Raw genomic sequence first — 21951 nt, 5'->3', positions numbered from 1 at the left:
CTTATGCGAGACGAGAAATGGAGTCTATCTATTGCCGGAGCTGTTCGGCACTCCTCCTCAAGAAAGAAGAAAACGCCCTACAGGGGCGCGTAGAAATCAAGTGCCGCCGTTGTGGCACCTTCAACGATCTGAGGCCGGATGAGCCCTCCAAGAAAAACAAGAGTGAATGAAGCTTAGCCCAATCAAGTCAACCAAACCTGTAGCTGCGTATATCGGGGGGAAAATGCAACTTGCCAAGCACGTCTCCAGCCGGATTAGCGCGATTGCTCACCAAACCTATGTGGAGCCGTTTGTCGGCATGGGCGGGATCTTCTTTCGTCGTGCCGAACAACCTAAATGTGAAGTTATAAATGACATTTCCGGGGACGTAGTGACACTGTTTCGGATACTGCAGCGGCACTACCCGCAGTTTCTCGAAGTGCTCAAATTCCAGCTGACAAGCCGCTCTGAGTTTGAGCGTTTGGCAAAAACTGAACCAGAGACACTTACCGACTTGGAGCGTGCTGCCCGCTTTCTCTACCTGCAACGCACGGCCTTCGGTGGCAAGGTTGACGGACGCACTTTCGGAGTGTCTTTGCGCGGTGCACGCTTTGATTTGAGCAAAGTGGCACCGCTGCTGGAGGATGTGCATGAACGCTTGTCAGGCGTGATTATTGAACGTCTGTCTTATGCTGATTGTATCAAGCGATATGACCGGACCGAGACGTTGTTCTATCTGGACCCGCCATATTGGGCCTGTGAGGATTACTACGGCAAGGATGTCTTTGGTGCGGATGATTTCCAAAAGCTGGCAGACCAGCTCAAGACCATCAAAGGTCGCTTTCTGCTTTCCATCAATGACACACCACAGATCAGGGAGATCTTTGCAGGCTTTGACGTGGAAGAAGTCAGCCTCAAGTACACTCTAAACACCAGTGGCCAGAAGAAAGTTCAAGAGCTGATTTTCAGTAACTGAGGGAGGTTTGAAGTGCTAAAAGAGGTAACCATCCAATTTATCCGAACGGCCCGTCGCAGTCACAATCCTAGCTTTTTCAAAGCGAAACCAAACATCACAGCTCGTGCACTGCTTGGATTCTTCATGCCCTTGAAGGATACTTTTAACGCCCTTTTCCTTACATGTTGGGCACAAGTAATGCATGGGCTCTTTATGGTCGGTCTGTTCTTCAAGGCGATACACGGTTTGACCGGCTGGCGTTTCCCAAAGCTCATAGCGTGCAAAGTCGTTGGCCTTGGTTTGTGCTGCTATAGCAGCCTCCTTCAACGCCAGCAGCTGCGTCTTCAGCTCCACATTCGCCAGCTTCGTATCCGTAACCTCTCCCATAAGTTCCACGACAAGAGCTTCAAGCTCCGGGTTGCTCGCCGCCTTCGAAGAACTCAAAAGGTCCTTTATCGACTTGGTGAGGTTAACGGCCTTTCCTGCCAGTTTGACACCGCTGTCAGCATGCTTAATCAATGTGCTGATATTGTCAAAATCGAGATCCATCGCTCTAACCTTGCTGCCATAACTAAAACACGACGGCACAACCAATAGGCGATTCTCTCGTTGTAAAATAGGTCGCAAATAGAGGTGTTAGAAGACAGTATTTTGTCTCTCTTCTAACGCTTCATTTCTAAGGAGAATGAAGAGAGGCTTCTGTGCACGTTAATTTGCCCATCAATGCAAAATCTCGCGCCGCGCCACAGTTCAGTAAGCAGTTAGAGCAAAAGTGTCAAACCATGCCGGAAAAAGTGTCAAACCTTAAGAAAGCTGAGCGAATGCTCACTTTATTATCTAGTAATTTCAAGAAGATAAGTGGTGCCCGGAGGCGGATTCGAACCACCGACACGCGGATTTTCAATCCGCTGCTCTACCAACTGAGCTATCCGGGCATTTCGCGTTGGGCAGTGTGCCCCGCTGAGGTGAGGGTCTTATAGGGTGCCAGATTTCTTCTGTCCAGCACCTCAATGAGTTTTCCCAAAGGCTTTTAGGGGGTTAAATCTTTTTTTTTGCAGAGTGTATTGCACGAAAGAAGTCAGGCCATAAAAAAGGGCGCCGTTCAAGCGCCCTTAATTCTCTCTCACTCTCAAAAACCTTAGACAGTGACCCAACTGGCCTGTTCGTGAGATTTGGCCATGGTCTGGACGAGGCCTTCGATGAAGATACCGCGTTCGAAGTCGATCAGGTGACTGTCTTCGCCCTGGAGGCTTTTCAGGATCTCGTTTACTTCAATAATCTTCAGATCGTTAAAGCCGAGACCGTGGCCCGGAGCCGGGATGAAGCGGTCGTATGGTGCATGGGCTGGCCCTGCCAGAACCGTGGTATAGCCCTGCCCTGCCACGTCACCTTCAGCTTTGTAGACGTGCATTTCGTTCATGCGTTCCTGATCATAAACGATAGACCCTTTTGAGCCGAAGATCTGCGCTGCAATACGGCCTTTACGGCCCCATGCAGAGCGGTTGAGCTGGAGGGTGCCGTTGCCGCCGTTTTCCAGTTCAAACAGCACGGTGGCTGCGTCATAGGTCTCAACAGCTTTGTCGTTGCCTGCTGCGTCCTTACGGGTCGCATATGGCTTGGTCATGTGGCACATGACTTTTGAGATGCGCAGGTCCAGAGCCATGAGGAGAGACATGGTGTGCACGCCAAAGTCATCCAGTGCGCCAAAGCCGGAAGCTGCGCCGCTTTTGATGCCCCATTCATCATCCGGGTTGGCCATGAAGTCTTCGTCCATTTCCAGACGGACTTGCAGCACTTCTCCGATTTCGCCTGCATTCAACAGGTCACGGATGCGGCGCATCATGGGATTTTGGATGTAGTTGTACCCTAGGAAGGTTTTCTTGCCAGACTTTCGGGAGGCTTCTAGCATCTTCTGCGCGTCCGCGTAGGACGGAGCCATTGGCTTTTCGCAGTAGACGTGCTTGCCAGCTTCCAGAGCTGCGATTGCCATTTCCGGGTGGAACTCATTCGGCGTGGTAATCGAGATAATGTGAATATCAGGATCTGCCAGCATATCGCGCCAGTTGCCCGTTGACTTGGCAAAGCCGAAGTCTTTTGCACGTGCTGCTGCCAACTCTTCATTCACCTCAGCAAGCGTCACCAATTCTGGCTTCAGCTCACCACCAAACACACCGGATACAGCATTCCATGCCAGAGCATGACATTTGCCCATGTATCCGGTTCCAATCAGACCTACGCCGATTTTTTCCATCTCAGTAATCCTGGAAGTGCCCCTAGAATAGAGTTCATTGGAATAGAACGCGTTATGAACGGGGCATTGATAAAATGAAGGAGCGGCACGATCGGGTAATGCCGCTCCTCAGTGTCTCACTGAACATCCTGAATGTTGCGTATGCCTGACACGAAAACCGATCTGCGATTTTCGGGAAAACACATCAAACAGTGCCGCCCAATGATGCCTCCAAGCTGGCAAGCTCCTGCCCGCCAGCCATTAGATCTTGTAGTTCCTCAGCGGTGATTTCACCCTTCTTCGCAGTGCCGAGGGTTTTGCCCCTGTTCAGCACTGTGAAGCGGTCACCCACTGCCATGGCGTGGCGCACGTTGTGCGAAATGAACACGACGCCAACACCCTTTTTGCGGACCTTGTCCATGGTCGAGAGCACGTTTGACGTCTGGCGTACGCCAAGAGCAGAGGTTGGCTCGTCGAGGATGAGGACCTTCGCTCCGAAATACACGGCGCGCGCGATTGCTACGGTCTGGCGTTCCCCACCAGACAGTGTGCCCACAGCCTGATCAGGTTCGCGCAGATTAATGCCCATCTTAGACATTTCTTCCATAGTGACTTCGTTGGCGTACTTATGGTCGAAATAAGAGATCGGGCCGAACTTTTTGACTGGCTCACGACCAAGCCAGAAGTTGCGGGTGATGGACATGAGCGGGATCATCGCAAGGTCCTGATGCACCGTTGCAATGCCTGCATTCATGGCATCACGTGGGCTTTCAAAGACGTGCTTTTGACCATCCACGACGATCTCGCCCTTACTTGGCTTGTGCACGCCAGACATGGTTTTGATGAAGGTGGATTTACCTGCACCATTGTCACCAAGCAGACAATGCACTTCGCCGGGCATGACGGAGAACGAAACACCAGCCAAAGCAATGACAGAGCCAAAATGCTTTTCGATGTTCTTCATCTCAACAATAGGTTTCGTCATGATCAGCGCTCCCCTGTGACGCGCTTGCGGATCATGTTGTTAAACAACACCGCGATCAGCAGCATGGAACCGAGGAAGACCAGATACCAGTCCTGATCGATATTGGTGTAGCTGAGGCCGATCAGCACCATTCCGAAGATGATGGAGCCGAAGAAGGCGCCAATTGCAGAGCCGTAACCGCCTGTCAGCAAACAGCCACCGATCACCGCTGCAATGATTGCCTCAAACTCCTTTTGGAAGCCACGGCGGGCGTCCGTTGAGCCTGCATCCATAACAGTCAGGATGGCAACAAGAGCTGCACAGCATGCGGTGAACATGAACAGGTACATTTTGACCTTGCGCACTGGTACACCGGAGTTGCTTGCCGCGTTGCTGTCGCCACCTGCTGCAAAGATCCAGCTGCCAAATGGGGAGCGAAGCAGAACCCAGGTCGCCAGAAGAGCCAGCAGGCCAAACCAAAGAATATCGACCGGAATGCCGTCTACCTTTGGCTTTCCGGATTTGAAGGTGTCGACCCAACCTGCTTCAGCCAGCCAGTAGAAGAACGGTGTGAACGCTTCTCCGCTAAAGAAATCAGCAAGCCAGCTGCCTTCAAACTCTGCACGGATGCCGCGCAGCTGAGTGGAGCCGCCGGTTGCCGCTTTGAGGCCAACCAGAGACAGGCCGCGCAGGATAAACAGGAACGCAAGCGTCACAATGAAAGACGGTAAGCCCGTACGGATGACGATTTGTCCGTTTATGGCCCCCATCGCAGCCGCCGCCATGAAGGTGACGATGATCGCTGCATAAAGTGGCAGGTCGAAGGTGACCATTGCCGCGCCGAAAATCAGGCCTGTGAACGCAACCATAGAGCCAACGGAGAGATCAAACTCACCGCCGATCATCAGAAGTGCCGCCCCAATTGCCAGAATGCCAAGTTGGGCAGCAGGCGTCATGAAGTTCAGGATCCCTGCGAGGGTGAACATCTTAGGGTCAGCAGTAAAAAGAAAAAAGATTGTTACGAGAGCAAGGCCAGCAATGGCGCCGAGTTCAGGACGCTTCATGAGCCGGGATATGAGCGAGACGTTTTTTACTCTTTCGTCCGCGCTCTCAACAGCAAGATCGGACATTTTATTTCCCTCAGTTTTGCATGAAATGAGAGGGATGCGTGCACCCCTCCCACAGCAAAGCTCCTTAACGGATGCCTTGAGCGGACAGCTCTACAACCTGGCCGGCTTTATCAGCGGTGATCAGATTTGGACCGGATGGAACGTTGCCACCAGGGATAAGTCCGTACTCTGCATTGAGAGCGAGGAAGATAACAGGCAGGTAGCCTTGAAGGAACTGCTGCTGGTCGATTGCAAATGCTGCTTTACCATCAGCGACTGACTGCAGGAAGCCTGCGGACATGTCGAAGGTTGCAACATTTACTTCACCAGTGCGTCCAACTGCTTCAACAGCTGCCACTGCAGGCTCACCTACGAGAGACGCACCAAGACCCATGATGGTGTCGATGTCTTCGTTGGATTGCAGAGTTGCCTTGATCTTCGCTTCAACTTCAGCTGGATCGTTATTTGTTGGAACAACAGTTACGTTGCCGCCAAAGCCAGCTGCAAAACCGTCACAGCGCAGGTCGAGGGACACGTTGCCCACTTCCTGGTTGACGCAGATGCCGACTTTGCCGCCCATGTCAGCAAGCTTTTTGCCTGCTGCTTTACCGGCGTCATACTCGTCCTGGCCTACGTGCAACAAAGCACCAAAGCTTGCGGACACATCACTACCGGAGTTCATGGAGATGACAGGGATGCCAGCTTCCACTGCTTTGGTAATGGATGGGCCGAGCGCGTCACCATCTGGAATGGACACAACAATTCCGTCCGGCTCCTGAACGATTGCTGCATCAATCAGCTGGCTCATGGCCACCATGTCAAAAGTTTCTGGAGCACGGTAGGAAACGTTAGCGCCGCTGTCTTTCGCTGCTTTGTCTACACCGTTCTTAACAACAGACCAGAATGGGTCGTTTGCCTGGCCATGGCTCACAACAATGATGTCAGCAGCCATTACAGCAGGTGCAGTCATGATCGCAGCAGCAGCTACGAACGCGCGTAAAATCTTTTTCATATAAACCTCCCAAGATTGGCGGATGCCAATTTTAAGTCAGGGTTTCCCCTAGAAGTCCGGTGTTTATCTCGTCCACAAACACTGGAGTTCGAATGCGTTTCCGCACGAATTGTAGTGCTCAGCCGTCCCACGGGCAAAAGCACCCATCACCCCAATTATATCAACGCAAGCCTGATTGCGGCAAATCCGTGCTGAAACAGCACTTTAAAAGGGTGATGAACAGAGCACGTGTTACCGGCCCTACAATCGTAGAATTCATCCAAATTTGAGCAATTCGGAAAATTCATTCCAAATTTATAGAACGTACATTGCGGTTTTTCAAGTTTTGGAATAGATTTTTTTCATGACACAGAATTTAGACGCAATTAGCCCAGACATTCCCTCGGATTACGAGAGCCTGAAAGCTCGAATAAGTACTCTTTCAGACAGCATGCCCAAGCGCCTTTTGCAGTGCGCAAGATATGCTTTGGCGAATCCGGACAGAATCGCTCTTGGCACCACAGCTGAGATTGCCAGCGCTGCAGGCGTGCAGCCTTCTACTCTTGTTCGCTTTGCCCAAACGTTGGGATTTGACGGTTTCTCGCAGATGCAGCAGATTTTTCAGGGGCAGCTGGTTGGCCGCAACTCTGAATATACGGAGCGCCTGACGAAGATCCGCGAGAGTGGAACAAACACTCCTGGCGGCATTCTTGGCAACTTTGTAGAACGCTCCAAACAGTCGCTTGATGATCTTCTGCGCCAGGTCGACACAGTCGCTCTTGAGCGCTCCATTGAAGCGCTGTCAGCTGCAGAAAACATACACTTATTAGGCCTGCGGCGTGCATATCCGGTCGTCAGCTACCTACACTATACATTGGGCAAGATGGGCGTGAGAACGAACCTTCTGGAATACACAGGTGGCATTCTGGAGGAGCGTGTTCAGTTCATCAATGAGAACGATGCTTTGTTTGTGGCGACCTTCAGCCCCTACTCTCCTGAGGTGGTTGAGTTTGCAAGCAAGGCCTTTGGTCGAGGCGTCTCTGTTATATCCCTGACCGACAGCGTTCTGTCTCCAATTGCCCGCGTTTCTTCAACCGTTCTGGAGGTTAATGAGGCTGAGCACGGCGCGTTCAGATCACTCTCTACAACCATGTGTCTTGCGACTTCTATCGCTGTTGCCGTTGGCGATGCGCGAAAGTGGACGTCCCTCTCCTAGAGTACCTCTAAGGAATCAATGGGAAGCCGGCAAAGGACTGAAATTGGAAAGGAGCCTGTTTAAAATTTTGGAACAAAGCCCATTCTATTTTGAACAGATATTCCACTTGTGATTATTTTTGGAATATGTAATCTTTCAGGAAATGCTAGTACCTGATTGGGAGAATCCGTTGAAATCACTTGATGTCATCACAATCGGCCGGTCATCGGTCGACCTGTATGGAACGCAGGTTGGCAGCCGACTGGAAGACATGTCTTCATTTAATAAGTATGTCGGCGGCTCACCAACCAATATGTCAGTCGGAACAGCCCGTCTTGGGCTGAAATCTGCCCTTATCTCCCGCGTAGGGGATGAGCACATGGGCCGTTTCATCCGCGAGCAGCTGGTTAAAGAAGGCGTTTGCGTTGATGGTCTTGTTACTGACAAGGACCGCCTGACCGCCCTTGTTATTCTTGGCATTCGCGACAAAGAGCAGTTTCCGCTGATTTTCTATCGCGAAAACTGTGCTGACATGGCGCTGTGCGAAGATGATATTGATCCTGAGTTTATTGCTCAATCCGGCTGTGTGACTGTAACAGGCACACACCTTTCGCACCCACGCACAGAAGCTGCTGTTTTAAAAGCGCTGCGTCTTGCGAAAGAGAACGGCTCCCGTACGGCTCTGGACATTGACTACCGCCCCAACCTTTGGGGTCTTGCGGGCCATGGTGATGGTGAAGAGCGTTTCATCGCTTCTGAGAAAGTGACTGCTGAGCTGCAAAAGCACCTGCACCTGTTTGATCTGATTGTGGGTACGGAAGAAGAGTTCCATATCGCAGGCGGTTCCACCAACACGCTTGAAGCCCTGAATGCCGTGCGCAAGGTCAGTAAGGCTGCTCTTGTTTGCAAGCGTGGCCCGATGGGCGCTGTGGTGTTTGAAGATACGATTGGCGCGAGCCTTGATGATGGCAAGTCCGGTCCGGGCTTCCCGATTGAAGTGTTCAACGTGCTTGGTGCGGGCGATGGCTTTATGTCTGGCCTGCTGCGCGGCTGGCTGAAGGATGAAACCTGGGAAACCACCCTCACCTATGCAAATGCATGTGGTGCGTTTGCCGTCTCTCGCCATGGCTGTGCGCCTGCTTACCCAAGCTGGGAAGAGCTGCAGTGGTTCCTTGATAACGGTTCCTCCGAGCATGCTCTGCGCAAAGACAAGAAGCTGGAGCAGATCCACTGGTCTACCAACCGCAAGGGCGAATGGTCCAACATGAAGGTGTTTGCCTTCGACCATCGCTCTCAGCTGGAAGACATGGCCGCCAAAGTTGGCGCATCCGAAGACAAGATCCCTGAGTTTAAAGAGCTTTGCCTCAAAGCTGCTCAGCAGGTTCGTGCTGGTGGTGACGACTACGGTATTTTGTGTGATGGCCGTCTTGGTGAGGAAGCTCTGTTCAAAGCAACGGGTTCCGGTCTTTGGATTGGCCGTCCGGTTGAACTGCCGGGATCTCGCCCACTGGAGCTGGAGATCGGCCCAGACCTTGGTTCGCAGCTGGCGGAATGGCCGGTTGAGCATGTGGTCAAGGTGCTGTGCTTCTACCATCCGGATGACAGCGCTGAGATGAAGGCCCGTCAGGAAGAGACCATTTTACGCCTTGCGCATGCATGCCGTGAAAATAATCTGGAATTTTTGCTGGAAGTCATCCCGTCCAAGGTTGGACCGGTTGATGATGATACCACCGCGACCATCATTCAGCGCTTCTATGATCTGGGTGTCTACCCTGACTGGTGGAAGCTGGAGCCATTGAAGACTGACGCAGGCTGGCAGAAAGCTTGTGATGCGATCAAGTCGAATGATCCTTGGTGCCGCGGTATTGTTGTTCTTGGCCTTGATGCACCAGCTGAAGAGCTCGCTGCGAGCTTTGAGGTTGCAAGCAAGTATGACCTTGTGAAAGGTTTTGCTGTGGGCCGCACTATTTTTGCTGAGGCTGCTCAGAAGTGGCTTGGCGGAAACATCTCTGACGAAGAAGCCATCGCTAACATGGCTGCAAAATTTGAAGGCCTCGGATCTGTCTGGGAGCAGGCCCGAATGGATAAGAAAGAAGTTGCATGAGCACGATCAGATTAACAGCCGCGCAGGCTCTGGTTCGCTATCTAGCAGCCCAGAAGACGCCTGAGGGAGACAGCTTTATTGCTGGGGTCTGGGCTATTTTCGGTCACGGCAACGTTGCGGGTCTTGGTGAAGCGCTTTATCACGCTCAGGACACGCTGCCGACCTACCGCGGTCACAACGAGCAAGGTATGGCCCATGCGGCTATTTCCTATGCCAAAGCATCCAACCGTCGCCGTGCGATGGCTGTGACGACCTCCATTGGTCCAGGCGCGACCAACATGGTGACTGCTGCTGCGCTGGCTCACGTGAACCGCCTGCCGGTTCTGCTGCTGCCAGGTGATGTGTTTGCAAACCGTGCACCGGATCCAGTGCTTCAGCAGATTGAAGACTTTCAGGATGGCACTGTCAGTGCGAATGACTGTTTCCGCCCTGTAAGCCGTTACTATGACCGTATCCAGCGCCCTGAGCAGCTTTTGACAGCTCTGCCACGCGCCATGGCGGTTATGACTGATCCGGTCGAGTGTGGTCCTGTTACACTGGCCATGTGTCAGGACGTGCAGGCTGAAGCTTATGACTGGCCTGTGAGCTTCTTTGAAGAGCGCACCTTGCACTTCCGCCGCCCTGCACCTGATGCAGCTGAGCTGGAAACTGCGGTTGCTGCAATCCGCGCTGCGAAAAAGCCGATGATCATTGCTGGTGGTGGTGTGCACTACTCTCTGGCAACGGATGACCTGAAGAGCTTTGCTGAGACACACAACGTACCCGTTGCTGAAACGCAGGCTGGCAAGTCCGCTCTGCGATGGGATCATGAGCTGAATCTGGGCAGTGTTGGTGTGACCGGCTCTTCTGCTGCGAACGCTGTTGCTGAAGATGCTGATCTGATCATTGCAGTTGGCACACGCTTGCAGGACTTCACGACAGGGTCCTGGGCACTGTTTAAGAACCCGGATCGCCGTATTTTGCAGCTGAATGCTGCTTCTTATGACACTGGCAAGCACAATGCACTTCCGCTGGTGTGTGATGCGCGTGTTGGCCTGCAGGCTCTCAGCCAAAACCTAGGCAGCTGGAAGGCCGAGACCGAGACAGCGTCTCACCTTGCGACCTGGCTCTCTGCGGTTGAGAATGCAACAGCTGCCCCTGAGGGCGGCAATGAGCTGCCAACTGATGCGCAGGTGATTGGCGCTGTTCAGCGTGCCTCCAACGCAGACACCACTGTTGTGTGTGCGGCTGGTGGCCTGCCGGGCGAGCTGCACAAGCTCTGGAAGACCGATAAGCCGGGTGGTTACCATCTGGAATACGGCTTCTCCTGCATGGGCTATGAGATTGCAGGTGGTCTTGGCGTGAAGATGGCCAAGCCGGAGAACGAAGTGGTCGTCATGGTTGGCGACGGCAGCTACATGATGATGAACTCCGAGCTGGCGACCTCCGTCATGCTGGGTCACAAGATCATTCTGGTTCTGCTGGACAACCGCGGCTACGGCTGCATCAACCGTTTGCAGATGGCAACCGGTGGTGACAACTTCAACAACCTGCTGGATGACGCCTATCACGTTGAGCCATCCAACATTGATTTTGCTGCACATGCGGGTGCAATGGGGGCAACCTCTGAGCACGTGAAAAGCATCGAAGAGCTGAGTGAAGCTCTGGAGCGGGCAAAAGCCAGCACCAAGTCCTACTGCATTGTGATCGACACTGATCCGCTGTCAACCATGCCGGAAGGTGGCCACTGGTGGGATGTTGCCGTGCCAGAAGTATCAAAAAGAAAAGAAGTTAATGAAGCTCGCAAGGGCTATGAGCATGCGCTGACCAATCAGCGTTTGGGGGACTAAGGCCAATGATCCGTTACGGAACCAACCCAATTGCGTGGAGCAATGACGACGACCGTACTCTTGGTGCGCACATTTCTCTGGAACAGTGCCTGAGCGAGGCTGGCGAAATCGGCTTTGACGGCATTGAAAAGGGCCACAAGATGCCAACCGAGCCAGCTGCTTTGAAAGTTGCGCTCGACCCGCATGGTCTTGCCTTTGTTTCCGGCTGGCATTCCTTGAACCTGTTGGCTCACAGCGTTGAAGAGGAAAAGAAGGCGATCCAGCCGCACCTCGATCTGCTCAAAGCCATGGGCTGCAAGGTTTGCATCACCTGTGAGACCTCCAACGCGATCCACGGCGCTGATGATACCCCGCTGGCAGACAAGCCTGTGCTGGCTGACGACCAGTGGGCAAAGTTTGGCGCTGATGTTGAAGCAGTTGCTGCTTACTGCGCGCAGCAGGGCATCTCGCTCGTTTACCATCACCACATGGGTACTGTGGTACAGAGCGGTGAAGAGATTGATCGCTTTATGGACGTGACCGGACCGAACACCTACCTGCTGCTGGACACTGGCCATGCATGGTTTGGTGGTGCAGATCCGGTAGAAGTTGCCAAGAAGCATATGGCGCGTGTGCGTCATTTGCATGCGAAGAACGTTCGCCCGACTGTCCGTGCACAGGTTGAAGGCGAGCGCCTGAGCTTCCTGGAAGGCGTCCGCCGCGGTGTGTTCACCGTTCCTGGCGATAAAGAAGGCGGCGTTGATTTTGAACCTGTGCTGAAGGTTGCAGCCGAGCATGGCTATGAAGGCTGGCTGGTGATTGAAGCAGAGCAGGACCCTGATCAGCGCAATCCGTTCACATACCAGAGCATGGGCCTGAAAGCACTGCGTGAGATGGCTATCAGCGCTGGTCTTGATAAGAAGGTAGTCGCATGAGCAAGCTTCTCGTAAAACCCAATGGTACAGAGGGCAAGGTGCATGACATCACGCCTGAAACTGCCGGTTGGGGCTACGTTGGTTTTGGCCTTTATCATCTGGAACCGGGCGCAAACGCCAAGGAGCTGATGAAGGGCAAAGAAGCCATTCTGGTTATCGTGGAAGGCAAAGCCTCCATCACTTCTGATGGTCAGGACTTTGGTGTGCTCGGTGAGCGTAAGAACGTGTTTGAGCGCATCAAGCCATGGTGTGTGTACGTTCCTGCCGGAGCTGAGTGGAGCGCAACTGCTGTTACCAAGCTGACACTGGCCGTGTGTACTGCCCCTGCAAAAGACGGCAGCTACCCTGCCCGCGTGATTGGCCCGGATGACATCCCTAGCGTTGAGCGCGGCGTTGGTGCCAACACCCGCTACATTCACCCGATTGCCATGGAAGACCAGGACTTTGCTGAGAGCCTGCTGGTGACTGAGGTTTACACCCCTCAGGGCAACTGGTCATCTTATCCTCCGCATCGTCATGATGAAGATAACTTCCCGGAAATGACCTATCTGGAAGAGACGTACTACCACCGTCTCAACCCGGATCAAGGTTTCGGCTTCCAGCGTGTGTTCACTGAAGATGGTGAGCTGGATGAGGCGATTGCCATGTCCAGCGGGGATGTTGTGCTTGTTCCAAAAGGGCACCACCCTTGCGGCTCTCCGTATGGCTACGAAATGTACTACCTGAATGTGATGGCTGGCCCGATGCGTAAATGGCGCTTCCAGAACCACCCTGACCACGACTGGATTGCACAGCGCGACGCAAAACCTGCGGACGCCTAAGGCACCTGATATCCGCGTGTTCCCACTGATATGTCCTTGGGAGCACGCGTTTAATAAGCGCGTAGATTCTGCGGAAACCACCAGGCATTCGTTGGAAATGCGCGATATAAACGCTGTTGTGAAAGATAAGCTATGACTGTTTCAATTGGCCTGTTGGGAGCTGGCCGTATTGGCAAGACCCACGCAAAAGCTGTAAGCCAGCTTGAAAATGCCAAGCTGGCTGCTGTGTTCGACCCGTTTGAAGATGCTGCGAAGGAAATTGCAGCTCAGACAGGTGCACGCGTTGACGGCCTTGACGCCATCATGAATGATCCGGCTATTGATGCTGTGATCATCGCGACCCCAACTGATCTGCACGCTGAGCAGATTGAGCAGGCTGCGCGTGCTGGTAAGGCAATCTTCTGCGAAAAGCCAATCCATCTGGACGGTGACCGTGTGCGCGAATGCCTCAAGGTTGTTGAGGAGACCGGTGCCAAGCTGATGGTTGGCTTCAACCGTCGTTTTGACCCGAACTTCGCTGAAGTGAAGCGCCAGATTGAAGCTGGAGTGATTGGTGACGTTGAGATGGTTCAGATCACCTCTCGTGACCCTTCCCCACCACCAGTCGATTACGTGAAGCGTTCTGGCGGTCTATTCAAAGACATGATGATCCATGACTTTGACATGGCTCGCTTCCTGCTTGGCGAAGAAGTTGTTGAAGTGAACGCTATGGGCAGCGCAATCGTATCTGAAGAGATCGGTGCTGCTGGTGATGTGGACACGGCAACTGCAACGCTGAAGACTGCAAGCGGCAAGATCTGCACCATCACCAACTCCCGCCGCGCCACTTACGGCTACGACCAGCGCGTGGAAGTGCATGGTTCCAAGGGCATGGTGTCTGCAGAAAACATGCGCACCACCACTGTGACCGTTGCAAATGGTGACGGCTACACCGCTGAGCCACTCATGGACTTCTTCATGGAGCGTTATGAAGCGGCCTACCGCATTGAGCTGGCGGCCTTCGTTGACGCCTTGACCAGCGGTTCCGAGATCTCTCCAAACGGCTTTGATGGCTTGAAGGCTCTCGAACTTGCTGAAGCTGCAACTGCTGAAGTTGCCAAAGCACGCGATCTGGCAAACGCTTAAGCTGCTTTAAAACTGAATATGAAAAGGGCCGATGCATTGCACCGGCCCTTTTTTATTGGTCTAAAGCCTTCGCTTTACGCCATGGCTGCCTGACGGCGGACGGTGGCGATGCGGAAGCGGTTGGCGACGTAGGCGCCGTCTGTGAGGCTGGCGTTGCCGGCCGGGTTGGCGCCAGTGACGTGGAAGTCAGAGTACGCTGCTGACTGGTTCACGTAGATGTTGCCAGTCAGGTTCACAGAAAGCGGTGCGCCTGCCCATGCGTAGGCATCGGTGGCTTTGTCGATCACATCTTCGTTGGTTGAGTACAGCGCTGCCGTGATGGCACCGTGGCTCTTGGCTGAGCCTGCTGCGCGGGCGATGGCATCGTCAATGTCATCACAGGCAATGATGAAGGAGATCGGGCCGAAGCGCTCCTGCATGTAGGCTTCTTCCTCTTTGGAATCGACAGCTACAACAGTTGGCGTTGCAGAGCGAGCGCCGTTCATGCCTTCCACTGGCTCAGAAGAGCGGATCACTTTGCCCAGTTTTCCGGCCGCAAAAATGCGCTCCAGTGTGGACGGGTTCTGCACGGCGCCGAGGATGGCAGCGGCACGAGCCGGATCGCCGAGGAGCTTGTCCAGTGAGATCTTGATGGCTTGCGCCACTTCCTCAAAGCTCTTCTTGCCGTCGTTGGTTTCAATGCCGTCACGGGGAACGAAGATGTTCTGCGGAGTGGTGCACATTTGACCGGAATAAAGCGACAAGGAAAACGCGATGTTGCTGGCCATGCCGCGCAGGTTGTCTGTCGATTCAATGGTGATCGCGTTGACGCCTGCTTCCTCGGTGTAAACCAATGCATCACCTGCATTTTCACGGACCCATGCACCAAAGGCATTGGAGCCGGTGAAGTCGATGATCTTCACGGCATCATTGGTCACCAGTTCCTTGGTTTTTGGCGCCTCTGCGGTATCCGCAGCCAGCATCAGTACGTTTGGATCAAAGCCAGCCTCTTTGAGCACCTCACGGCCAATCTGAATGGAGATAGCCATTGGCAGGATCGCCATTGGGTGCGGTTTGATGATGACCGGATTGCCAGTGACGAAGCTTGCGAACATGCCCGGATAGGTGTTCCAGGTTGGGAAGGTTGCACAGCCGATGACCAGCGCAACACCGCGTGGCACAACACGGAATTTCTTATCCAGCACAATCGGATCATGCTTGCCCTGCGGCTTGGTCCAGGTCACCTCGGTTGGTGTCTGGGTCATCGCGTCATAGGCATAAGCGACGGCTTCCAGTCCTCTGTCCTGCGCGTGTGGGCCACCTGCCTGAAACGCCATCATGAAGGCCTGACCGGAAGTGTGCATCACCGCGTTAGCGATGAGGAAAGACTTTTTGTTGATGCGAGCCAGCATTTCCAGCGCAACGCCAACGCGCTCTTCAACGGTGGCCTTCGCCCAGCTCTTGCCTGCTTCTGAGGCTGCTTTGACCAGCTCTGCGGGATCAGCATCTTCATAGGTGACGCCCAGCTCTTTGCCGTAGGGAGACGATTCTGCGCCTGTCCAGTTGCCGTTGGTAAGCTGCCCCAGTGCGAATGGCTTGCCGAGAATTCCCTCAAATTCTGCAAGCTGATCGTCTTTTGCTGTTTCACCATAGATCTTACCGGATGCGATCTCAGGATAAGCAGACCAGTAGTCCCTTGATTTACTTGTCTTTACTGCTTGAAAGAGCGTGTCTTTATGCGTTTCAAAAAAGTTACTCATTGTTCCTCCTCGAAAAACCTGCGCCTACCGCAGTGCTTCTTCGACCAATGTGTGACCTTAAAGCGCTCCGCAATTACTCCAGATCGCGCGAACACTTTAAGGTCTCTTGTTTCCTGCGTATTCTCTTCCCAAAACCGGATTCCACTTTTGGCGAATACGCTCTGAATTCCAATTGACAGCGGTTTCACTTCCAGACAATAATTTACCGACCGGTCAGTCATTTCAAGCAAAAAGTGCCAGAACCATCGACCAGTCTACGAAATGATTAGGTTTTCCAGAGGGCTCTCCTCATGAATTTGGAAGTTCATTGGGAGCAAATTGGTGGTTCACTGGTGAGTGATGATTGATCTATTTGGAGGGAGAGACCATGAGCGAGACCACAGTCATTTCCGAGCAGAGTATTTTGGTGGATGTGAAAGACACCTACCACGTGATTACGCTGAACCGCCCTGACAAGCTGAACTCGTTCAACGACGAGATGCACCGCGCGCTCTATGCGGCGCTGGAAGCTGCGGACGCAGATGACAACTGCCGCGCCATTTTGCTGACGGCTGCAGGCAAAGGCTTCTGCGCTGGTCAGGATCTTGGTGACCGCGTGAAGCCGACACCAGACTCCCCTCCACCGGACCTAACCCAGACCATCGGTGATTTTTATAATCCTCTCATCCGCAAGCTGAAGTCGATCAACATACCGATCGTGTGTGCGGTCAATGGTGTGGCAGCTGGTGCTGGCGCCAACATTGCCATGGCCTGTGACATCGTGATTGCCTCTGAGAAAGCCAAGTTTATTCAGGCGTTTGCTAAAATCGGGCTGGTGCCGGATTCTGGTGGCACCTACTTCCTGCCACGCCTTGTGGGCTCAGCACGTGCACGTGGCCTCGCCATGCTGGGCACACCGATCACCGCTGCACAGGCTGCGGAATGGGGCATGATCTGGAAGTGTTCTTCTGCCGAGACCTTTCTGGAAGAAGCCGCTGCCATGGTGCAGGAGTTTTCTGTTGGGCCAACCATCGGCCTTGGCCTGATCAAGCAAGCGCTGAATGCCTCAGAAGGCAACACACTGGATGAACAGCTTGATCTGGAGCGGGATTACCAGGGCGAAGCCGGACGGACACCGGATTATCTGGAGGGCGTGACGGCCTTCATGGATAAGCGGGCGCCAAAGTATTCAGGCAAGCGCTGATGAACAAGCAGGAATTAGCGGAGGCCGTTGCGGCCTCCATGTGGGACGAAGACGAGGCGACACAAGCGCTTGGAATGACGCTGGACGAGATTGCACCCGGACGGGCCGTGATTTCCATGAAGGTGATGGAGCGCATGACCAACGGGCATAAGACCTGTCATGGCGGGTACATTTTTACCCTTGCAGACAGCGCCTTTGCGTTTGCCTGCAACAGCCATAACCAGCGTGTTGTCGCCTTTCAGTGTTCCATCACGTATCTCGCCCCTGCTTTTGAAGATGATGTTTTAACGGCAACTGCCGAGGAACTTACCGTGCAAGGCCGATCCGGCATTTACGACATTCATGTGCGCAATCAGGACGGCGCGCATATTGCAGAATTTCGCGGAAACTCGAGGACCATCAAAGGGACGCATATCGAGTTAAGCACCTAGTTTTTATGGATGACCAGCATTTGAGGAGGAGAAAATGTTGGAGGTTGAAGAACGCAGGCCCGATCTGGAGCCTATTGAAACGGCAGGACGGGAAGACCTGGCAGCGCTGCAACTGGAGCGCATGCGCTGGTCAGTGCGGCACGCCTATGAGAACGTAAAGTTCTATAAAGACAGTTTTGATACAGCTGGCGTGCATCCTGATGATCTGCAAAGCCTTGCTGATCTGGCGAAGTTTCCATTCACCACCAAGCAGGATTTGCGCGACAATTATCCGTTTGGGATGTTTGCTGTTCCGGAAGAGGATATCTGCCGTATACATGCATCTTCTGGCACCACTGGCAAACCAACCGTTGTTGGCTACACCAAGAAAGACATTGAAACCTGGGCTGGTGTGGTTGCGCGTTCCATTCGTGCAGCAGGTGGTAAGCCGGGTGACAAAGTGCACATCGCTTATGGTTATGGGCTGTTTACAGGCGGTTTAGGCGCGCACTACGGGGCGGAAGCGCTTGGCTGTACTGTCATTCCAATGTCTGGCGGCATGACAGAGCGGCAGGTGCGGCTGATTGAGGATTTCAAGCCTGAGATCATCATGGTCACCCCGTCTTACATGCTCTCCATTCTGGATGAGTATCGCAAAGAAGGCCTTGATCCGCGCAAGAGCTCCATCAAGATCGGCATCTTTGGAGCTGAGCCGTGGACCAACTCCATGCGTGAGGAAATCGAGCAAGCCTTCGACATGCATGCGGTTGATATCTATGGACTTTCAGAGGTTATGGGTCCGGGTGTGGCGCAGGAGTGCGTTGAGACCAAGGATGGCCTACACATCTGGGAGGATCACTTCTATCCGGAGATCATTGATCCGGTAACTGGTGAGGTTCTGCCGGATGGATCAGAAGGTGAGCTGGTGTTTACCACGCTGACCAAGGAAGGCCTGCCGATCATCCGCTATCGCACCCGCGACCTGACCCGCTTGATGCCGGGCACGGCCCGCAAGATGCGGCGCATGGAGAAGATCACCGGTCGGTCTGACGACATGATGATCGTACGCGGTGTGAATGTGTTCCCGACCCAGATTGAAGAACAGATGCTGCGCTGTGACGGGCTCTCCCCTCACTACCAGATCCAGATTGCCCGCAAGGGACGCATGGACCAGCTGACCGTCAACGTGGAAGCCGCTGCACATGCAACGTCTGACGCTGATCGTTTGGCAAGCGCCAGGGAACTGGCGGTTCATGTGAAAAACAACATCGGAATTTCGGTTGGGGTAGACGTGGGCCTGCCAAATTCCATAGAACGAAGCCAAGGCAAGGCCACGCGGGTTATCGACCTGCGGCCTAAAGAAGATTAACGGAATTAAAAAGCATGGCGCGCACCAGAGCAGCGGATTATGACGACAAACGCAAATCCATCTTAAAGTTATCGGCGCGCGCCTTTGCGCAGCAAGGCTATGACAAAACCTCGATGGCGCAGCTCGCCAAGATCTGTGGGTTCTCCAAGGCTTTGCTCTATCACTACTACGAGAACAAGGAGACGCTGCTGATCGACATCATCAGCGCTCACCTTGAAGAGCTGGTTGATGCGGTGGAAAGTGTTGCTCAGGCAGAACAAGACCCACTGGAGCGTCTGCGCGGCCTGTGCCGTGCTTTACTGCTGGCTTATGAGGACGCAGATTCTGAGCATAAGCTGCAGATCAACGAGCTGTCCTTTCTTCCAACAGAGAAGAAGCAGGACATCATTGAGCTGGAGCGCAAACTGGTTGCCATCTTTGCCAAGGCGGTTGCGGCCACAAACCCGCAGTTTGGCGATGGCAGTGCGCTGATCAAGCCCGTCACCATGAGCCTGTTTGGCATGCTCAACTGGTCTTATCTGTGGTTTAAACCGGGCGGCGACCTGACCCGCGAAGGTTACGCGGATCTGGTGGTGCAGTTGTTGCTGAACGGCTCGCAGTCCATACAAGGTACGGTGGCGAGCTAAGCCTCGCCTGCTCCCGATATCGCTGGATTTCTCAGTCGCCAGCTCTCCGAGGCGCAGTACCTTCACCGCGCTGTGGGGATCTCCAATTGAGGCAGTGGGTTTTGCTAAATGACAGGCAGGCTTTGCGGTGTGCGATGCCTGCCTTTTTCCCAAATGCCTTGTTGCCGCGAAAATGCAGCTTGCAAGACTCTTCTATTTTTCCGAGAGTTACCAGAAGACTCAAGGAAAAGACCCACCATGAAAACAGAACGCGAAAAGATGGAAGCAGGTGAATGGTACACCTGCATCGATGACGAGCTGGAAACGCTGCGGCAAGCGGCCTATCACGCCGTGCATGAGCATCGGACCCTGCACCCAAGCAAGCGCGGGTGGATCAGCCCTGCCCTGCGCGCTCTGCTTGGCAGTTCCACTGACAGCACAATCATTGAAGCACCCTTTCACTGCGCGTATGGCATCAACATTCATTTGGGCGAGCGAGTTTTCCTCAATGCAGGCTGCACGATTTTGGATACTGCGCCTGTCCGCATTGGTGACCAGACCATGCTTGGCCCCAATGTGCAGATCTACTGCGCCCAACACCACAAAGACGCTGAGAAGCGCTGCGCAGGGCTGGAGTTTGCCAAGCCCGTGACCATTGGCAAGCGAGCGTGGATTGGCGGTGCTGCGATCATCATGCCGGGTGTGACCATAGGCGATGAGGCCATTGTTGGTGCAGGCAGCGTGGTGACCAAAGACGTACCAGCCAGAGCCACCGTGGTGGGCAACCCCGCACGGATGATAGGGCAGGCTTAAGTGCTGGTCACAATAAGCTCAATTGCAGGTTGGTAAAGCTGCGTATAGGCTGTGGGCATCTGATCATTCCAGCAAACATAAGTGACCTATGAAACTGTATTACGCCCCCGGCACCATCTCAATTGCCGTTGCCATTGCCCTTGAAGAATCCGGTGTCCCTTACACCACGCACAAGATCGACTTTAAGAACCCGGAGGTCAGCCGTCCGCAGCTCTTAGAGGTGAACCCGAAGGGCCGCGTTCCTGTTCTGGTGACAGACCATGGCGTTTTGACAGAGGCCGGTGCGCTGCTCGATTACGTTGCTGATCTTGCTCCAGATGACAGTCTGAAGCCTTCTGATCCTTACAAGGCCGCTAAGATGCGGGAGGCCATGTACTATCTGGCCTCCACCATGCATGTGAACCACGCCCATAAGCTTCGTGGTGCCCGTTGGGCGGATAAGGAAGCGAGCTGGGAGGATATGCGCGCCAAGGTGCCAGAGACCATGACAGCCTGCTGCGCCTATGTGGAAGAGAACATCATCACAGGCCCATACGTGCTTGGCGACACCTTCAGCATTGCTGATGCCTATCTTTACGTGGTGAGCACATGGCTCAAGGGCGATGGTGTGGACATAACGCCTTTTCCAAAGTTCCACGCCTTCCAAAAGCTGATGGAAGAGCGAGATTGCGTGAAAGCGGTGAGAGCAGCGGGCATGCTGGGATAAGCTTCAGAACCAAAGAGTGCAGCTGCCGCATCCTTTTTTTGGGGCAGCTGCTTTGCATTGGCTCAGAACCAATTGGGTGTTTTAGTTTGCCATCTCAAATGCAATCTCTCCGTTATGGAGAAAGCACGACTTGGTGAAGACAGTCAGGTCGACTGGGTTTGGAAGACGAATATCTGACAGGTCCGGCAAGGGTTTCATTGCCAGATCGAAGTCCCTTTGAACCTGCGATATCAAGGTGATGATGATCCCTGTTTTCCGCGCAAACTCTTTGAGTTCATTCAGCTGCAAGGAGAGTTCGGGGTTTTGCCGTTTCTGATCAAGCAGCTGCAAATAATCAATGACAACAAGCGTCTTTTGGGGCGCATCCCGAAGTTCATTGATGATGTAGCGGGCGCAAATCTCATCTGAGCAATCCAGATGGAAAGCCTCCCTCATCTCAGCAGGATTATAGCCGAGCTGGGACACACGCTTCAAAACATCCGCAGGCGTATACTCGAGGGTGAAAAAGTAACTGTCGCCTCCTGCTCTGCCGGCTTGAATGGCCAGTTCCAATCCAAACAGAGTCTTGCCTTGGCCCGGACGTGCAGCAATTAAAACAAGGTCTCCGCAGTCTAACTGGCGAAGGCATTTTTGAGCCCGGCCAGACCGCGATCCAGAAACCGACATGTGGCTCCAGCTGCTGTAGCCTTCTTGTTGTGCAAGCTGATCCAGCGCCGCATGCAATGGCATGCCACTTTCGCGCGCGGTTAGCTTTGCTTGTCTTTTCAGCAGGTGAACAGGACTGGATAGTTTCATTGAAGAACCCTCTCTTCAGAGCACAAATTGCAGTCCCTCCTTATGCGCTTGCTCGAACAGTATGGTTCTGATCCTGAAGTCCTACATGTAAAATGCTTCCCGAGTTGGAGGGCGG

Annotated in this window: 21 protein-coding genes and 1 tRNA gene; 14 read left to right on the top strand and 8 right to left on the bottom strand. The window is 53.6% G+C overall.

Annotation, left to right across the window (positions count from 1 at the left end; genetic code table 11):
- The first annotated feature begins 17 nt into the window (after positions 1 to 17).
- The gene (locus PsWM33_RS28895; RefSeq protein WP_153039999.1) at positions 18 to 170 is read left to right on the top strand and encodes a Com family DNA-binding transcriptional regulator; all 153 of its coding nucleotides are present in this window, start codon (positions 18 to 20) and stop codon (positions 168 to 170) included.
- Complete coding sequence (locus tag PsWM33_RS23135; protein ID WP_063301768.1) at positions 167 to 955, top strand: DNA adenine methylase; 789 nt, start codon at positions 167 to 169, stop codon at positions 953 to 955. Before PsWM33_RS28895 ends, PsWM33_RS23135 begins: the two co-directional genes overlap by 4 nt.
- A 15-nt stretch (positions 956 to 970) precedes the next feature.
- Here the strand turns inward: PsWM33_RS23135 and PsWM33_RS23130 are convergent, their stop codons facing one another.
- The 6 genes from PsWM33_RS23130 to PsWM33_RS23105 form a co-directional block, all read right to left on the bottom strand.
- A complete protein-coding gene (locus PsWM33_RS23130; RefSeq protein ID WP_063301767.1) occupies positions 971 to 1483 on the bottom strand; it encodes a hypothetical protein in 513 nt (170 codons plus the stop codon).
- A 310-nt stretch (positions 1484 to 1793) separates the two neighbouring features.
- Positions 1794 to 1869: transfer RNA gene (locus PsWM33_RS23125), tRNA-Phe, on the bottom strand.
- 203 nt (positions 1870 to 2072) lie between these two features.
- Positions 2073 to 3185 (bottom strand): Gfo/Idh/MocA family protein, encoded by a 1113-nt coding sequence (locus tag PsWM33_RS23120; protein WP_063301766.1) that lies wholly within the window; start codon positions 3183 to 3185, stop codon positions 2073 to 2075.
- Between the two features lie 184 nt (positions 3186 to 3369).
- Entirely contained in the window at positions 3370 to 4149 is a 780-nt protein-coding gene (locus PsWM33_RS23115; protein ID WP_063292129.1) for an ATP-binding cassette domain-containing protein, read from the bottom strand.
- Positions 4150 to 4151: 2 nt separating this feature from the next.
- Positions 4152 to 5258 (bottom strand): ABC transporter permease, encoded by a 1107-nt coding sequence (locus PsWM33_RS23110; protein ID WP_063295693.1) that lies wholly within the window; start codon positions 5256 to 5258, stop codon positions 4152 to 4154.
- Between the two features lie 64 nt (positions 5259 to 5322).
- Complete coding sequence (locus PsWM33_RS23105) at positions 5323 to 6249, bottom strand: sugar ABC transporter substrate-binding protein (RefSeq protein WP_063295692.1); 927 nt, start codon at positions 6247 to 6249, stop codon at positions 5323 to 5325.
- Between the two features lie 343 nt (positions 6250 to 6592).
- Between PsWM33_RS23105 and PsWM33_RS23100 the strand changes: the two genes are divergently transcribed.
- The 6 genes from PsWM33_RS23100 to iolG all read left to right on the top strand — a co-directional run bounded on the left by PsWM33_RS23100 (position 6593) and on the right by iolG (position 14216).
- Positions 6593 to 7444, top strand: a complete 852-nt coding sequence (locus PsWM33_RS23100; RefSeq protein WP_063295691.1) for a MurR/RpiR family transcriptional regulator — start codon at positions 6593 to 6595, stop codon at positions 7442 to 7444.
- Positions 7445 to 7613: 169 nt separating this feature from the next.
- Complete coding sequence (locus tag PsWM33_RS23095) at positions 7614 to 9527, top strand: bifunctional 5-dehydro-2-deoxygluconokinase/5-dehydro-2-deoxyphosphogluconate aldolase (protein ID WP_063301781.1); 1914 nt, start codon at positions 7614 to 7616, stop codon at positions 9525 to 9527.
- On the top strand, positions 9524 to 11356 hold the full coding sequence (iolD, locus tag PsWM33_RS23090) for a 3D-(3,5/4)-trihydroxycyclohexane-1,2-dione acylhydrolase (decyclizing) (RefSeq protein ID WP_063301765.1): 1833 nt from the start codon (positions 9524 to 9526) through the stop codon (positions 11354 to 11356). The genes PsWM33_RS23095 and iolD overlap by 4 nt, the downstream gene beginning before the upstream one ends.
- 5 nt (positions 11357 to 11361) lie before the next feature.
- A complete protein-coding gene (gene iolE, locus PsWM33_RS23085; RefSeq protein ID WP_063301764.1) occupies positions 11362 to 12270 on the top strand; it encodes a myo-inosose-2 dehydratase in 909 nt (302 codons plus the stop codon).
- Positions 12267 to 13091 carry a 5-deoxy-glucuronate isomerase gene (gene iolB / locus PsWM33_RS23080; protein WP_063301763.1) on the top strand — a complete coding sequence of 275 codons (825 nt, stop codon included), beginning with the start codon at positions 12267 to 12269 and terminating at the stop codon, positions 13089 to 13091. Before iolE ends, iolB begins: the two co-directional genes overlap by 4 nt.
- Positions 13092 to 13223: 132 nt before the next feature.
- Entirely contained in the window at positions 13224 to 14216 is a 993-nt protein-coding gene (gene iolG / locus PsWM33_RS23075) for an inositol 2-dehydrogenase (RefSeq protein WP_063301762.1), read from the top strand.
- A 74-nt stretch (positions 14217 to 14290) separates the two neighbouring features.
- Here iolG and paaN read toward each other — a convergent pair whose 3' ends face one another.
- Positions 14291 to 15955, bottom strand: a complete 1665-nt coding sequence (gene paaN / locus PsWM33_RS23070; RefSeq protein WP_063301761.1) for a phenylacetic acid degradation protein PaaN — start codon at positions 15953 to 15955, stop codon at positions 14291 to 14293.
- A 367-nt stretch (positions 15956 to 16322) separates the two neighbouring features.
- Here paaN and paaG point away from each other — a divergent pair, with 367 nt between their 5' ends.
- The 6 genes from paaG (at position 16323) to PsWM33_RS23035 (ending at position 21041) form a co-directional block, all read left to right on the top strand.
- The gene (gene paaG / locus PsWM33_RS23060) at positions 16323 to 17138 is read left to right on the top strand and encodes a 2-(1,2-epoxy-1,2-dihydrophenyl)acetyl-CoA isomerase PaaG (protein WP_208994715.1); all 816 of its coding nucleotides are present in this window, start codon (positions 16323 to 16325) and stop codon (positions 17136 to 17138) included.
- Complete coding sequence (paaI, locus tag PsWM33_RS23055) at positions 17138 to 17569, top strand: hydroxyphenylacetyl-CoA thioesterase PaaI (protein ID WP_057465005.1); 432 nt, start codon at positions 17138 to 17140, stop codon at positions 17567 to 17569. The genes paaG and paaI overlap by 1 nt, the downstream gene beginning before the upstream one ends.
- A 34-nt stretch (positions 17570 to 17603) precedes the next feature.
- Entirely contained in the window at positions 17604 to 18917 is a 1314-nt protein-coding gene (gene paaK, locus PsWM33_RS23050) for a phenylacetate--CoA ligase PaaK (protein WP_063301760.1), read from the top strand.
- A gap of 14 nt (positions 18918 to 18931) precedes the next feature.
- The gene (locus PsWM33_RS23045; protein WP_063301759.1) at positions 18932 to 19543 is read left to right on the top strand and encodes a TetR/AcrR family transcriptional regulator; all 612 of its coding nucleotides are present in this window, start codon (positions 18932 to 18934) and stop codon (positions 19541 to 19543) included.
- A 237-nt stretch (positions 19544 to 19780) separates the two neighbouring features.
- A complete protein-coding gene (locus PsWM33_RS23040; RefSeq protein WP_063301758.1) occupies positions 19781 to 20335 on the top strand; it encodes a sugar O-acetyltransferase in 555 nt (184 codons plus the stop codon).
- 88 nt (positions 20336 to 20423) lie between these two features.
- Positions 20424 to 21041: a glutathione S-transferase family protein gene (locus tag PsWM33_RS23035; protein WP_063301757.1), complete on the top strand. Its 618-nt coding sequence runs from the start codon at positions 20424 to 20426 to the stop codon at positions 21039 to 21041.
- A gap of 81 nt (positions 21042 to 21122) precedes the next feature.
- Here the strand turns inward: PsWM33_RS23035 and PsWM33_RS23030 are convergent, their stop codons facing one another.
- Entirely contained in the window at positions 21123 to 21836 is a 714-nt protein-coding gene (locus PsWM33_RS23030; protein WP_063301756.1) for a DNA helicase, read from the bottom strand.
- Positions 21837 to 21951 lie beyond the last annotated feature (115 nt).

The organism is Pseudovibrio sp. WM33 (genome assembly GCF_001623165.1).
Classification (GTDB): Bacteria; Pseudomonadota; Alphaproteobacteria; order Rhizobiales; family Stappiaceae; genus Pseudovibrio.
Note: the sequence above shows the minus strand (reverse complement) of the source record. Positions and strands in the feature narration are given on the sequence as shown.